Source organism: Hydrogenophaga sp. (assembly GCF_026125785.1).
Classification (GTDB): domain Bacteria; phylum Pseudomonadota; class Gammaproteobacteria; order Burkholderiales; family Burkholderiaceae_C; genus Hydrogenophaga.
This window is the reverse complement of the sequence record NZ_JAHCKL010000002.1, coordinates 155,981-168,715: the sequence shown is the minus strand read 5'-3', so window position 1 is coordinate 168,715 and position 12,735 is coordinate 155,981. Positions and strand designations below refer to the sequence as shown.

14 protein-coding genes are annotated in these 12,735 nt (G+C 64.3%); 4 read left to right on the top strand and 10 right to left on the bottom strand.

The window, feature by feature from the left end:
* Positions 1-16: 16 nt before the first annotated feature.
* Positions 17-1,249 carry a pyridoxal phosphate-dependent aminotransferase gene (locus tag KIT53_RS03010; protein ID WP_297747419.1) on the bottom strand — a complete coding sequence of 411 codons (1,233 nt, stop codon included), beginning with the start codon at positions 1,247-1,249 and terminating at the stop codon, positions 17-19.
* Positions 1,250-1,391: 142 nt separating this feature from the next.
* Here KIT53_RS03010 and KIT53_RS03005 point away from each other — a divergent pair, with 142 nt between their 5' ends.
* The 3 genes from KIT53_RS03005 (at position 1,392) to KIT53_RS02995 (ending at position 4,362) form a co-directional block, all read left to right on the top strand.
* Entirely contained in the window at positions 1,392-1,772 is a 381-nt protein-coding gene (locus tag KIT53_RS03005; protein ID WP_297747416.1) for an Mth938-like domain-containing protein, read from the top strand.
* A gap of 157 nt (positions 1,773-1,929) precedes the next feature.
* Positions 1,930-2,406 (top strand): peroxiredoxin, encoded by a 477-nt coding sequence (locus KIT53_RS03000; RefSeq protein ID WP_297747413.1) that lies wholly within the window; start codon positions 1,930-1,932, stop codon positions 2,404-2,406.
* 198 nt (positions 2,407-2,604) lie between these two features.
* Positions 2,605-4,362 carry a PhoH family protein gene (locus tag KIT53_RS02995; protein WP_297747410.1) on the top strand — a complete coding sequence of 586 codons (1,758 nt, stop codon included), beginning with the start codon at positions 2,605-2,607 and terminating at the stop codon, positions 4,360-4,362.
* Positions 4,363-4,425: 63 nt separating this feature from the next.
* On the opposite strand, the gene dnaB is transcribed toward KIT53_RS02995, so the two are convergent.
* The 9 genes from dnaB to KIT53_RS02950 all read right to left on the bottom strand — a co-directional run bounded on the left by dnaB (position 4,426) and on the right by KIT53_RS02950 (position 11,067).
* Positions 4,426-5,853, bottom strand: coding sequence for a replicative DNA helicase (gene dnaB / locus KIT53_RS02990; protein WP_297747407.1), 1,428 nt, complete (start codon positions 5,851-5,853; stop codon positions 4,426-4,428).
* A gap of 182 nt (positions 5,854-6,035) precedes the next feature.
* Positions 6,036-6,488: a 50S ribosomal protein L9 gene (gene rplI / locus KIT53_RS02985; RefSeq protein ID WP_297747404.1), complete on the bottom strand. Its 453-nt coding sequence runs from the start codon at positions 6,486-6,488 to the stop codon at positions 6,036-6,038.
* Positions 6,489-6,501: 13 nt separating this feature from the next.
* Positions 6,502-6,783 carry a 30S ribosomal protein S18 gene (gene rpsR, locus KIT53_RS02980; protein ID WP_297747401.1) on the bottom strand — a complete coding sequence of 94 codons (282 nt, stop codon included), beginning with the start codon at positions 6,781-6,783 and terminating at the stop codon, positions 6,502-6,504.
* 11 nt (positions 6,784-6,794) lie between these two features.
* The gene (gene priB / locus KIT53_RS02975) at positions 6,795-7,082 is read right to left on the bottom strand and encodes a primosomal replication protein N (protein WP_297747398.1); all 288 of its coding nucleotides are present in this window, start codon (positions 7,080-7,082) and stop codon (positions 6,795-6,797) included.
* Positions 7,083-7,106: 24 nt separating this feature from the next.
* Positions 7,107-7,490 (bottom strand): 30S ribosomal protein S6, encoded by a 384-nt coding sequence (rpsF, locus tag KIT53_RS02970; protein ID WP_297747393.1) that lies wholly within the window; start codon positions 7,488-7,490, stop codon positions 7,107-7,109.
* Positions 7,491-7,667: 177 nt separating this feature from the next.
* Positions 7,668-9,785, bottom strand: coding sequence for a sodium:solute symporter family protein (locus KIT53_RS02965; protein WP_297747391.1), 2,118 nt, complete (start codon positions 9,783-9,785; stop codon positions 7,668-7,670).
* A 4-nt stretch (positions 9,786-9,789) separates the two neighbouring features.
* Positions 9,790-10,050 (bottom strand): DUF4212 domain-containing protein, encoded by a 261-nt coding sequence (locus KIT53_RS02960; protein WP_297747388.1) that lies wholly within the window; start codon positions 10,048-10,050, stop codon positions 9,790-9,792.
* A 145-nt stretch (positions 10,051-10,195) separates the two neighbouring features.
* Positions 10,196-10,771, bottom strand: coding sequence for a tetratricopeptide repeat protein (locus KIT53_RS02955; RefSeq protein WP_297747385.1), 576 nt, complete (start codon positions 10,769-10,771; stop codon positions 10,196-10,198).
* Positions 10,768-11,067, bottom strand: a complete 300-nt coding sequence (locus tag KIT53_RS02950) for a hypothetical protein (RefSeq protein ID WP_297747382.1) — start codon at positions 11,065-11,067, stop codon at positions 10,768-10,770. Before KIT53_RS02950 ends, KIT53_RS02955 begins: the two co-directional genes overlap by 4 nt.
* Positions 11,068-11,250: 183 nt before the next feature.
* Between KIT53_RS02950 and KIT53_RS02945 the strand changes: the two genes are divergently transcribed.
* A complete protein-coding gene (locus tag KIT53_RS02945; RefSeq protein WP_297747379.1) occupies positions 11,251-12,735 on the top strand; it encodes a DUF294 nucleotidyltransferase-like domain-containing protein in 1,485 nt (494 codons plus the stop codon).

Below are 12,735 nucleotides of genomic sequence, written 5' to 3'. Positions count from 1 at the left end.
GAAAACGGAAACTTCGTCAGCCTGCGGCCCCATGGCGCTTGCGCCAGCTCTCGAGGAACTTGGCCACGCGGCCAATGGCCTCGCGCAGATCGTCCTCGTGCGGCAGGAACACGATGCGGAAATGCTGGTTGTCGGGGTAATTGAAGCCCGAACCCTGCACCAGCATCACCCGCGTCTCCTGCAGCAGCTCCAGGAACATCTGCTGGTCGTCCTCGACGGGGTACATCTTCGGGTCCAGGCGGGGAAACATGTACAGCGCCGCAGCCGGCTTGTTGCAGGTCACGCCAGGAATCGCGGTGATGAGCTCATAGGCCAGGTCACGCTGGCGGCGCAGACGCCCACCCTCGCACACCAGGTCGTTGATGCTCTGGTACCCCCCGAGCGCGGTCTGGATCGCCCATTGGCCAGGCACGTTGGCGCACAGCCGCATGTTCGAGAGCATGTTCAGGCCCTCGATATAGTCACGGGCAGGCTTCTTGTCACCCGAGACGACCAGCCAGCCGGCGCGGTAACCGCAGGACCGGTAACTCTTGGACAGGGAATTGAACGTCAGCGTGAGCACATCCTCCGACAGGCTGGCGATCGCGGTGTGCTTCGCGTCGTCGTACACCACCTTGTCGTACACCTCGTCGGCCAGGATCACGAGCCCATGCTCGCGGGCGATCTGCACGATGGCCTGCAGCAGTTCGGTGGAATAGAGTGCGCCGGTGGGGTTGTTCGGATTGATGACCACGATGCCTTTGGTGGCCGGTGTGATCTTGCGGCGGATGTCGTCCAGATCCGGCATCCAGCCGTTGGACTCGTCGCACATGTAGTGCACCGGCGTACCGCCCGAAAGGCTCACCGCCGCGGTCCACAGCGGATAGTCGGGCGCCGGCAGCAGCAGCTCGTCGCCGTCGTCCAGCAGGGCATTGGTCGCCATGACGATGAGCTCGCTCGCGCCATTGCCCAGGTAGATGTCGTCCAGCGTCACGCCCTTGACACCCTGCTTCTGCGTTTCGTGCATCACCGCCTTGCGCGCGGCAAAGATGCCCTTGCTGTCCGAGTAACCTGCCGAATTCGGCAGGTTGCGGATCATGTCCTGCTGAATCTCTTCCGGGGCGTCGAAGCCGAACACCGCCAGATTGCCAATGTTGAGCTTGATGATCTTGTGACCCTCTTCCTCCATCTGGCGCGCCGCATCCATGATGGGTCCACGGATGTCGTAGCAGACGTTGGCTAGCTTGGCGGATTTCTTGATGGTCTTCACAGTCCCTCCCGGAGGGGGTCAAAGGGTCATGGGGCGGCCAGAGCCGCGGTCACTGGCGACGAGGGGTATATTTCCCGCCTGCGTCAGGGAAAACCTGCCATTTGACCACAGTTCCAAGGCCTATCAGCCCGGCTGCTGCCCCATGAAACTTCACGCTGACAAGCCAGACAGCCAGACCATCACCGCCTACGGCCCAGGCTGGGTGGCCGTCAATGGCCAGCGGCATGCCAACAGCCTGCTGCTCAGCAGCGGCGGCCCCCTGCTGGCCTGGGACTGCGACCGCTTCGAGGCCTTGACCGCCGCCCACTTCGAGAAACTGGCCACGCTGGGAGACGAAACGCCGGAGCTGGTGGTCTTTGGCAGCGGGCAACGTCTGCGCTTCGTGCGCCCGGCGTTGCTGCAGAGCCTGATGGCTCGGCGTATCGGCGTGGAAACCATGGACACGGCCGCCGCCTGCCGCACATTCAACATCCTGGCCGGCGAAGGCCGACGGGTGGTAGCGGCGCTGCTGATTGAGTCCTGAGACGCCCGGGACAGGGCCCCGGACGGGCCATACCGTTCAGGGTAAAATAGACCCTTGTTTCCCTCTCCCACGTCCTGCATCCTGCCACAGGGTGCCCCGCGGGACGACCGGGAAGCCAACGCATCACCACCAACTTACGTCAGGGGTCCACGCAGTTATGGCCGTCGTTGTCAACAAACCCATTCCCGAATTCGAATCCCTGGCCACCGGCGGCGTCAAGGTCAGCAACCAGTCGCACCTGGGCCAGACGGTCGTGCTGTACTTCTACCCCAAGGACAACACCCCCGGCTGCACCACCGAGGCCATGCAGTTCCGCGACAAGTACCGGGACTTCGTCAAGGCTGGCGCCCAGGTCTTCGGCGTTTCTCGCGACAACATGAAGTCGCACGAGGACTTCAAGACCAAGCTGGAACTGCCGTTCGAGCTCATTGCCGACACGGAAGAAAAGATGTGCCACATGTTCGGCGTCGTGAAGAACAAGATCATGTACGGCAAGAAGGTCAAGGGCATCGAGCGCAGCACCTTCCTCATTGGCCCGGACGGCGTGCTGAAGCAGGAGTGGCGTGGCCTGAAGGTGCCAGGCCACGTGGAAGAAGTGCTCAAGGCGGTCAAGGCCCTCAAGAAGGCCGCCTGAGCGCCTTTGTCAACCGCCGGTGTCACGACCTCGGTGCGCCAGCGTGCAATGTCACCTGAGTCATGCATAATGAATTCATGACGATGACGGCAAGCCACTGCGCTCCGCCCCTTTCTGCCCGACGTTCCCGCAGCCCTCGAAGCCGCCCGGTCTCCCTGGCGGCTTTTTGCTTTTCGGCCCTTCGCTGATCCAGCCCTCATGCCCCTGCCGCCCGCCCCCACCAAACGCGCCGCCCTCCTCGCTCCCGACGCCTACACCCTCAAAGCCGCCGAAGAGTCGCTCGACTTCGCCGCTGCCCTGGAACCCGCACCCAGGCCTGTCGACGCGGCGCCCCCCGCCCGGCAATCGCCCCCGGCACGCCAACCTGCACGGGGACGCAAGACCGAGGCCACAACCGCTCCGCCACCAGTGGCCTTGGCTCCGGCGCCTCCGACACGCGAGGAGCCCACGGTCGCGAAGGCCCCCAACCGCAAGCCGGCGGAATCCACGCCCTCCGCGGCACCTGCTCAAGCGACCCCGGTGGCGAGTGTGCGCCGGCGCGGCACAGGTCGGTCCGCCGCCACGGGGCCAACGCGCCTGTTCGTGCTCGACACCAACGTGTTGCTGCACGACCCGACCAGCCTGTTCCGCTTCGAGGAACACGACATCTTCCTGCCGATGATCGTGCTGGAGGAACTGGACGGCCACAAGAAAGGCATGACCGAGGTTGCGCGCAATGGCCGCCAGACCAGCCGCACGCTGGACGCCCTCGTGGCCCAGCAAGGGGGCGACATGGCCAGGGGCCTCAAGCTCTCGGCCACCGGCCACCAGTCGGCGCGCGGCCTGCTGTTCTTCCAAACCGAACCGTTGAGCGACAACCTGCCCTCCAGCCTGCCGCAGGGCAAGGCGGACAACCAGATCCTTGGCGTGGTACATGCGCTGCGCGAACGGCATCCGCAGCGCGAGGTGATCCTGGTTTCCAAGGACATCAACATGCGCGTCAAGGCCCGCGCGCTGGGTCTGGCGGCCGAGGACTACCAGAACGACAAGACGCTGGACGACGGTGAGCTGCTCTACTCGGGGGCGCTCGCTCTGCCACAGGATTTCTGGACCCGCCAGAGCAAGACCATCGAAAGCTGGCAAAGCGGCAGCCACACCTTCTACCGCGTGAGCGGGCCGACGGTGGGCCAGTTCCACATCAACCAGTTTGTCTACTTCGAGGCTCCGGGTGAGCCCTCGCTGTATGCACGGGTGACCGAGATCCGTGACAAGACGGCGGTGCTCAAGACACTCAAGGACTACACGCACCTCAAGAACGCAGTCTGGGGTGTGACCAGCCGCAACCGCGAGCAGAACTTCGCGCTCAACCTCCTGATGGACCCGGAGGTGGACTTCGTCACGCTGGCCGGCACTGCCGGCACCGGCAAGACGCTGATGGCGTTGGCCAGTGGCCTCACCCAAGTCCTCGATGACCGCCGCTACACCGAGATCATCATGACCCGCGCCACCGTGAGCGTGGGCGAGGACATCGGCTTCCTGCCCGGCACCGAGGAAGAGAAGATGGGCCCCTGGATGGGTGCGCTGGACGACAACCTGGAGTTCCTGGCCAAGGGCGACGGAGGCAATGCGGGCGAATGGGGCCGTGCCGCCACCAACGAGCTCATCCGCAGCCGCATCAAGGTCAAGAGCATGAACTTCATGCGGGGGCGCACGTTCATGAACCGTTACGTGATCATCGACGAAGCGCAGAACCTCACCCCCAAGCAGATGAAGACCCTGATCACCCGTGCCGGCCCCGGCACCAAGATCATCTGCATGGGCAATCTGGCGCAGATCGACACGCCCTACCTCACCGAGGGCTCCTCGGGATTGACGTATGCGGTGGACCGTTTCAAAGGCTGGCCACATGGTGGCCACATCACGCTGGCACGCGGCGAGCGCTCTCGCCTGGCCGATTTCGCCAGCGAGGTGTTGTAGGGTCGAGCGTCCAGCGTGCGGTGTGGAGCGAGAAGAAGCGCTCAGTACCGCACACCGGCGCTTTCAGAAATCACCGCCGCCCGCCAGGCTTTCGAATCGGGTGAGCATGTTCAGGAAGGCCAGCTTGACCGTGCCGGTGGGGCCGTTACGCTGTTTGCCGATGATGATCTCCGCAACACCCGGCTCCTTGCAGGCGTCCTTGGTGTAGTACTCATCGCGGTAGATGAACATGATGATGTCCGCATCCTGCTCGATGGCGCCGGACTCGCGCAGATCGCTCATCATGGGACGCTTGTCGGTGCGGGTCTCCACGCTGCGGTTGAGCTGCGACAGCGCGATCACGGGGCACTGCAACTCCTTGGCCAACATCTTCAGGCCCCGCGAGATCTCTCCCAGTTCGGAAGCGCGGTTCTCGCCATCGCTGCTGCTGCCGCTCATGAGCTGCAGGTAATCCACCACGATCAACCCCAGCTTGCCACACTGGCGAGAAAGGCGCCGCGCATTGGCCCGCAGCACGCTGGGTGTAAGACCTGGCGTCTCATCGATGTGCAGAGAAACGTTGCGCAGCTTCTCGATCGCCTCGGTCAGCCGCGGCCATTCGTCGTCGGTGAGCTTGCCGTTGCGCAGGTGAGATTGGTTGATGCGGCCAATCGAGCCGACGATACGCACCGCCAGCTGAGAGGCCCCCATTTCCATGGAGAACACGGCCACGGGCAGGCCTTCATTGAGGGCCACATGTTCTGCAATATTGATCGCAAAGGCGGTCTTGCCCATGGATGGGCGCGCGGCCAGCACGATCAGGTCTCCGCCCTGCAGGCCTGAGGTCATGCGGTCAAGGTCGACGAAACCCGTGGGTACGCCGGTGATGTCATTCGGGTTGTCGGCCATCTCCTGCACGCGGTCAAGCAGGTCGACCACCAACTTGTCCATGCCCTGGAAGCCTTCCTTCATGCGGGAGCCCTCTTCCCCGATGTTGAAAATCTTCTGCTCGGCCTCGTCCAGGATCTTGTCGACCGCACGCCCTTGAGGGTTGAACGCCGAGGTGGCGATCTCATCGCTGGCCGCGACCAGCTTGCGCAGGATGGCACGCTCGCGCACGATCTCCGCATAACGGCGGATGTTGGCTGCACTGGGCACGTACTGCGCCAGGGAGTTCAAGTAGGCCAGTCCCCCCGCTTCGTCGGCCTTGCCCAGGCTCTGGAGATGCTCGAACACCGTCACCACGTCCGCCGGTTTGCTGGCATTGACCAGTGCCGCAATGGCGGAGTACGTCAGGCGGTGCTCGTAGCGGTAGAAATCGGAGTCGTTGACCAAGTCGGCGACGCGGTCCCAGGCACCGTTGTCGAGCAGCAGCCCACCCAGCACGCTGGATTCCGCTTCGATGGAGTGCGGTGGTACGCGCAACTGGGCCAGTTGCGGATCCGCGATCGCGCCGGCCTCATCGAATCCGGGGTCGAAGGACGAAAAGGAGGTGGGAAAAGAAGCAGACATGGGCGAAGCAGCGGTGGCGTTCTATCGTACCCCCAGGGGTCCGACAAGTCATGGGATAAGCCTGTGGACAAGCGGTGGACGTCCCGTGCACATCGGAGGACAAGTCCGCCCCGGTTGCACGCAGAAAGAAAAAAGCCGCTGCCTGAAGGCAGCGGCTTTGGGCCGCGGACGGCTTGCCGGGTTCAGGCGGTTTCGCCGAGCACCGAAACAGCGAGGTCCACCGTCACGTCGGTATGCAGGTGCACGCTGACCGTGTAGTCGCCCACGTTCTTGAGCGGACCATTGGGCATGCGCACTTGCGCCTTGGCGACCTTGAAGCCTTGCTTGTTCAGCTCATCGGCCACGTCGTGGTTGGTGACGGAGCCGAACAGGCGGCCGTCCACGCCGGCCTTCTGCGTCAGCTTGATGGACGCGGCGCCCAGCTTCTCGCCCAGGGCCTGGGCTTCGGCGTGCTTGGCCGCGGCGACCTTTTCCAGTTCGGCACGGCGGGCCTCGAACTCGGCGATGGCGCTCTGGGTGGCGCGACGGGCACGGCCGGTGGGAATCAGGAAGTTGCGGGCGTAGCCGTCCTTGACCTTGACCACGTCGCCCAGGGCGCCGAGGTTGATCACTTTGTCGAGCAGGATGATTTGCATGTCAGGCTCTCTTTCAGACGCGGTGCTGGTCGCTGTACGGCAGCATGGCCAGGAAGCGGGCGCGCTTGATCGCGGTGTTGACCTGGCGCTGGTAGAACGCGCGGGTACCGGTCAGGCGGGCGGGAATGATCTTGCCGTTCTCGGCGACGAAGTCACGCAGGACGTCGATGTCCTTGTAGTCCACTTCTTCGACGTTGGCGACGGTGAAACGGCAGAAGCGCTTGCGCTTGAAGAGCAGCGACTGGGTATTGCGCTTGGGGCGCTTGTCTTTGTTGAAACGCTTGGGTGCAGCCATGATGGGCCTTCCTATGTCTTGCTGAAATCCTGGATGTGGAACACCACGCCCTTGCCGTTGCGCGCATTCGTCAGAAAGCCGTGAAACTCACAGACCGCTTCAAGTCCCTGGCGGGACAGGATCTCAGCCTGCGCACCGAAGGCAATGGCCCTCAGTTGCACTTTCACTTGCCGCGGGGTATCCATTTCGACGATCTGTGACTCGTGTTCAAGCACGAGGTTGACGGCCGGGATGCCTGCCGGTGTGTACCGCAGGCTCTGGACCTGCACCACGACGGCCGACAACTGGAACTGGTTCACCCGCTGACGATGGGCGCCGCGAACTTAGGCGGCCTGTTCCTGCGAAGCGTGCTGGGCGGGCTGCTGGAGCTTGCGGGCTTCCTCGCGCTCGACCGAACGCATCATGGCCGACGGTGCGGTGTCGGCCTTCTTGCGCTGCACGGTGAGATGACGCAGAACGGCGTCGTTGAACTTGAAGGCATGCTCCAGTTCACCCATCACGGCCTGGTCGGCCTCGATGTTGACGCACAGGTAGTGGGCCTTGGACAGCTTGTTGATCTGGTAAGCCAGCTGACGACGGCCCCAGTCTTCAACACGGTGGATCTTGCCGCCGCCGGCGGTGATCATGCCCTTGTAGCGCTCCAGCATGGCTGGAACCTGTTCGCTTTGATCCGGATGGATCAGCAAAACGATCTCATAGTGACGCATGGACTCTCCTTGTGGATGACCGGCCGGGGCAAAAATAGCCCTGGCCAGGGATGAAAGCTGCCCCTGGCGTCAACACAGGGTGCAGCAAGGCAAGCCCGCGATTCTAGCAAAAAACCCGGCCAGTCAGCAAACTGGCCGGGTTCCGGCTGGGAAGTCAGGGGGCACAGCCCCCGGGCATCAAGCCATCTTCAGGTTGGGGTAACGCACGTGCTCCACCAGGTCCTGGATCTTCTTGCTGGGGGCCGGCGTGACCAGGCTCACCAGGATGATCACGGCAAAACCCACCGGCACGCCGAAGACGCCCGCCGAGATGGGCTGGATGCCCCACCAGAGCTCGATCGGCGAAGTCACGCCAAAGATGCCGCGCAGCCAGGGCTGGGTGGTCACCATGTAGTAGAACGTCACGCCGAGGCCAGCGATCATGCCCAGCGAGGCGGCGATGCCGGTTGCACGCTTCCAGAAGATGCCGAGCACCAGCGCCGGGAAGAACGCCGCCGCCGCGAACGAGAACGCCGCAGACACCAGGAACAGGATGTCCGCCGGTTTCTGCGCCGCCACGTAGGCCGCGGCCAGCGCCACCACCAGCAGCAGGACCTTGGAAATGGTCACGCGGCGGGCGGTCGAGGCGTTGGGATCGATCATCTTGTAGTACAGGTCGTGCGACAGCGCGTTGGCGATGGTCAGCAGCAGACCGTCGGCGGTGGACAGCGCGGCGGCCAGGCCACCGGCAGCAACCAGGCCGGAGACCACGTACGGGAGACCACCGATTTCCGGGGTTGCCAGCACGATGATGTCGCCACCGATGGTCATCTCGTTGAGCTGCAGGAGGCCATCTTTGTTGATGTCGGTGATGGACAGCAGACTCGGATCCACCTTGTTCCACGACGCCACCCAGGCCGGCATCTGGTCGAACGGCGTGCCCACCAGAACGTGGAACACCTCGTACTTGACCAGTACCGCCAGGGCAGGCGCCGTGAAGTACAACAAAAAGATGAAGAACAGCGACCAGGTCACCGACTGCCGCGCCTCCCTCACGCTGGGCACGGTGTAGTACCGCATCAGGATGTGCGGCAGCGCGGCGGTACCCACCATCAGACAGAAGATCAGCGCCAGGAAGTTGCGGCGCGAGGTGTCGTAGGTCTCCACGGCCTTGGCATCGCCCTTGGGATCACCGGCGTACTGTTGCGCGTGCGGCGGCATGCCGTTGAGCGGCCGGGCCTTGGCGTCTGCCCCGGCCTTGGCACGGGTCCAGGCGGCGGTGGCGGCGGCAGCGTCCTTGGGCAGGTCGGCGACAGCCTTCTCGGCCGCGGCAATTTCTGCCGTGGGCGCGTTGGCAGAGCGGAGCTGGGCCAGCTTGCCTTCGGCTGCCGCCTTGTCGGCGGCCAGCGCAGCAGCCGGGTCCTTCAGCTTCTCGGCCAGTGCGGCAGAGCGCTGCTTGAAGATCTCACGGACCTCAAGTTCCTTGGGGTCGTTGGCCAGGAGTTTTTCCTTGGCCGTGACCTTCTCGAGCTGCACGCCGTAGATGGCCTGCGGCACGGGCACGCTGGTCTGCTTCACCGACAGCCACACCACCGGGATCATGTAGGCCACGATTAGGATGATGTACTGCGCCACCTGCGTCCAGGTGACGGCGCGCATGCCGCCCAGGAACGAGCAGACCAGGATGCCGCCCAGACCCAGGAAAATCCCGAGCTCGAAGGCCACGCCGGTCAGACGCGAGGTGATCAGGCCCACGCCATAGATCTGCGCCACCACGTAGGTGAAGGAGCAGAGAATGGCCGCGCAGATGCCCAGGAAGCGCGGCAGGTTGCCGCCGTAGCGCTCGCCCAGGAAGTCGGGAATGGTGAACTGCCCGAACTTGCGAAGGTAAGGTGCGAGGAACAGCGCCACCAGGCAGTAGCCCCCGGTCCAGCCCATGATGAAAGCCAGACCGCTGTAGCCGGTCAGGTACAGCGTACCGGCCATGCCGATGAAGGACGCGGCCGACATCCAGTCCGCGCCCGTGGCCATGCCGTTATAGACCGCCGGCACACGCCGACCCGCCACGTAGTACTCGGCGGCGTCGGTGGTGCGGCTCATGATGCCGATGCCGGCGTACAGCCCGATGGTGGCGAGCAGGAAGATGAAGCCGATCCACTCGCGCGACAGGCCCAACTGCTCCAGGATGGCCAGCGCCACCACGAAGATGAAGAAGCCGCCTGTGTACCAGGTGTAGACCTTGTTGAGCTGGGCCTTGAAGGCCCGGTTGGCTTCGCCGGAGCTGACACCGGCCTTGGTTTCGAATATGCCTGCCATGGTGTCAGTCCTCGTTCTCTTCGACACCGTGTTCGATGTCGAGCTTGTTCATGTACCAGGCGTAGTACCCGATGATCAGGCAGTACACCACCAGGGCGCCCTGGGCTCCCACCCAGAAGCTGAACGGCCAGCCAAAGAAGTTGAAGCTCAGCTCGCGGGCGTAGTAGCCCACGACGAACGTCACCACGAACCAGATCACGAGCAATATGGCCGTGATGTTGAGGTTCTTGCGCCAGTATCGGCGGTGCTTGTCAGTCAGTTCCATGCGATCGACCTCCATCAACAAAACCCTCTCGGGCACGTCACGGACACTGCCCTGTCCCCCAGGCAGCCTGCAACCGGTCCGCGTTTTTCGGTGAAGGGCTGGCGCCCATCACCCCTTTTCTTGCTGCACGGCGGCAGCGCGCCACTCAGGCCTGGGCTTGCCCCAGGCCGGTCTCGCGCTCCAGCTGTGCAGCCACTTTGGGCTCGAACCTGCGCAGGTGGCGAATGATCTTCGCCGCCTCCTCGGGCTCTTGCCGGTCGACATGAACCCTGGCCAGCTGGTACCAGCCGTAGGGGCTCATGGGTTGCAGTTCGGTGTTCTTGCGCAGGGCGACGACGGCGTCGTCGAACCGATGCTGGCGGATCAGGCTCAGGGCCAGTCCGTACCAGGCGCGGTCCAGCTTGGGATCGATGTCGGTGGCGCGCCGGAAGGCGGCTTCGGCCTGACTGAGTTCGCCCATTTCCTCGCAGAGAAAACCCAGGTTGAACCAGGCGGCAGCCTGGTCGGGCGTGAGCGTCACCAGATGCTGCAGGGTCTTCAGCGCGCCGGCCTTGTCACCCTGCTCGGCCAGCAGATGCGCGCGCGTGGCCCATGCGTACAGGTCGGTGGTGTCGCGAGCCAGATGCCCTTCTATGCGGGCCAGCGCCTGCGCGCGCTGCCCCAGCAGCAGCATGGCCCGAACTTGCCAGCGCAGGTACCACCGGTTCAGGGAAGTCTTCATTTGCACAACTCCATGCCAATCTGCAGACAGTGACTCACCTTCCAGGCCGTCACGGCGAACCACGCAAGCGCCAGCAGCAGGAAGGCCACCAGCGGCAGGTGCCGCTCCAGCACCACCTTGCGCGGCGTCACCAGGCGCGCGACCTGCACGAAAGGCCGGCCGATCATCTGAAGCACCTGGTAGAAGACGTTCTGGTCCCGGCGCTGTCCCGCCAGCAAACCCAGCACCCACTGACCCAGCAAGGCCAGCAGAGCGATTTCGGCGATGAGCTTGAGAGCAGAAATGAACAGCAACATGGGAGGTGGTCCAGGGTCTGCGGCCATTCTTGGTCCGGAACTTACCGACTTCTTACAAACGGACGCATGCAGGTCTTGAGGCAGGTCAAACCCTGTGAGGGAAAACCCGGAAAACCAGCCTGCGCGCCCGTGTAGGATGACCAAAGTACTCGTTCGCATAGACGATGTGTTCGTCATCCGCTCATGGACGCCCATTCCCCAGACGCCCCCGGAGCCTTGCCGCCCACCACCGCCAGCGATCCCGCGCTGGGGCTGATGAACACGCCCATACATGCCTTGTTGCGGCGCGATCCGGTGACCCTGCCACCTCAGGCCAGCATCCGGGAGGCCGCGCAGCGCATGCGGGAGCAGCGCGTCTCCTCGGTCATCATCGTTGAACAGGGCCTGCTGTTTGGCCTGGTGACGGACCGCGATCTGCGCAACCGCGTACTGGCAGCGGGGCTGGATCCGGAGCGGCCCATCGCCGACATTGCCACCCTGGCCCCCTTCTCTGTGGACATGCACAGCCCGGCCCTCGAGGCCATGCTGCTCATGACGCGTCACAACATCCATCACGTCCCTGTACTGGATGGGCAACGCATCGCGGGCATGGTCACCGCCAACGACCTGAACGAGCCGAACAACACGTCCGCGATCTACCTGGCGGGCAACATCCATCGCCAGACCAGCGTGGAAGGCCTGCGCCAGGCCAGCGGCCCCGTACGGAGGCTGCTGCAGAGCCTGGTGGACGCAGACGCTTCGGCTCTGGCCACCGGCCACATCGTCACCACGATCACCGACGCCCTCACCATCCGCCTCCTGCAACTGGGCGAGGCCAGGCTGGGGCCCGCGCCGGTGGCATACGCCTGGGTGGCCGCGGGTTCACAGGCGCGTTGCGAGCAGACCGCCAAGACCGACCAGGACAACTGCATGGTGCTGGACGACGCCTACGACGAAGCACGGCACGGCGACTACTTCCGGCAACTGGCGGCTTTTGTGTGCGATGGCCTGAACGCCTGCGGCTACGTCTATTGCCCCGGCGACATGATGGCGAGCAACCCGGCGTGGCGGCTGCCGCTGGCGCAGTGGGCGGCACTCTTCGCCAGTTGGACCAACGAACCCGAGCCCACGGCCCTCATGTTGACCTGCGTCTTCTTCGACATGCGGTGCGTACACGGGCAGGCCACGCTGCTGCAGCGGTTGCGCACGCAAGTGCTGGCCCGCTCGCGTGGCAACACCCTGCTGCTGGCGCATCTCGTGGCCAATGCATTGGGGCGGCGCCCGCCGCTGGGCTGGTTTGGCCGGCTGCAGACGGCGCGCACCGGCGAGCACAAAGGCACCATCGACCTCAAGCTCCATGGCATTGCGCCCATCGTCGATATCGCGCGCATCCATGCCCTGGCCATCGGCGATGCCGCCATAGGCAGCCATGAGCGGCTGCAGGCCACAGGCGAGGGGGCGGTGCTGAGCGAGCAGGACACGCGCGACCTGCGCGACGCACTCGAGTTCCTGGCCACGCTGCGCATACGCCATCAGGCGCGGCTCATGGCCGAGGGCCAGGCTCCCGACAACCACCTGGACCCGCGCGCGCACTCCAACTTCGAGCGCACCCAGCTGCGTGATGCCTTGCGCGTGGTCCGCGACGTTCAGGACCTGCTGGAGCAGCGCTTCGGTGGCGGACGGCTGTGA

Bases quoted from the DNA above. Each gene is read 5' to 3' on its own strand.
- KIT53_RS03005 (WP_297747416.1), top strand. From the start codon at position 1,392: ATGAAACTTCACGCTGACAAGCCAGACAGCCAGACCATCACCGCCTAC.
- KIT53_RS03000 (WP_297747413.1), top strand. From the start codon at position 1,930: ATGGCCGTCGTTGTCAACAAACCCATTCCCGAATTCGAATCCCTGGCC.
- KIT53_RS02995 (WP_297747410.1), top strand. From the start codon at position 2,605: ATGCCCCTGCCGCCCGCCCCCACCAAACGCGCCGCCCTCCTCGCTCCC.
- dnaB (WP_297747407.1), bottom strand. From the start codon at position 5,853: ATGTCTGCTTCTTTTCCCACCTCCTTTTCGTCCTTCGACCCCGGATTC.
- rplI (WP_297747404.1), bottom strand. From the start codon at position 6,488: ATGCAAATCATCCTGCTCGACAAAGTGATCAACCTCGGCGCCCTGGGC.
- rpsR (WP_297747401.1), bottom strand. From the start codon at position 6,783: ATGGCTGCACCCAAGCGTTTCAACAAAGACAAGCGCCCCAAGCGCAAT.
- rpsF (WP_297747393.1), bottom strand. From the start codon at position 7,490: ATGCGTCACTATGAGATCGTTTTGCTGATCCATCCGGATCAAAGCGAA.
- KIT53_RS02965 (WP_297747391.1), bottom strand. From the start codon at position 9,785: ATGGCAGGCATATTCGAAACCAAGGCCGGTGTCAGCTCCGGCGAAGCC.
- KIT53_RS02960 (WP_297747388.1), bottom strand. From the start codon at position 10,050: ATGGAACTGACTGACAAGCACCGCCGATACTGGCGCAAGAACCTCAAC.
- KIT53_RS02955 (WP_297747385.1), bottom strand. From the start codon at position 10,771: ATGAAGACTTCCCTGAACCGGTGGTACCTGCGCTGGCAAGTTCGGGCC.
- KIT53_RS02950 (WP_297747382.1), bottom strand. From the start codon at position 11,067: ATGTTGCTGTTCATTTCTGCTCTCAAGCTCATCGCCGAAATCGCTCTG.
- KIT53_RS02945 (WP_297747379.1), top strand. From the start codon at position 11,251: ATGGACGCCCATTCCCCAGACGCCCCCGGAGCCTTGCCGCCCACCACC.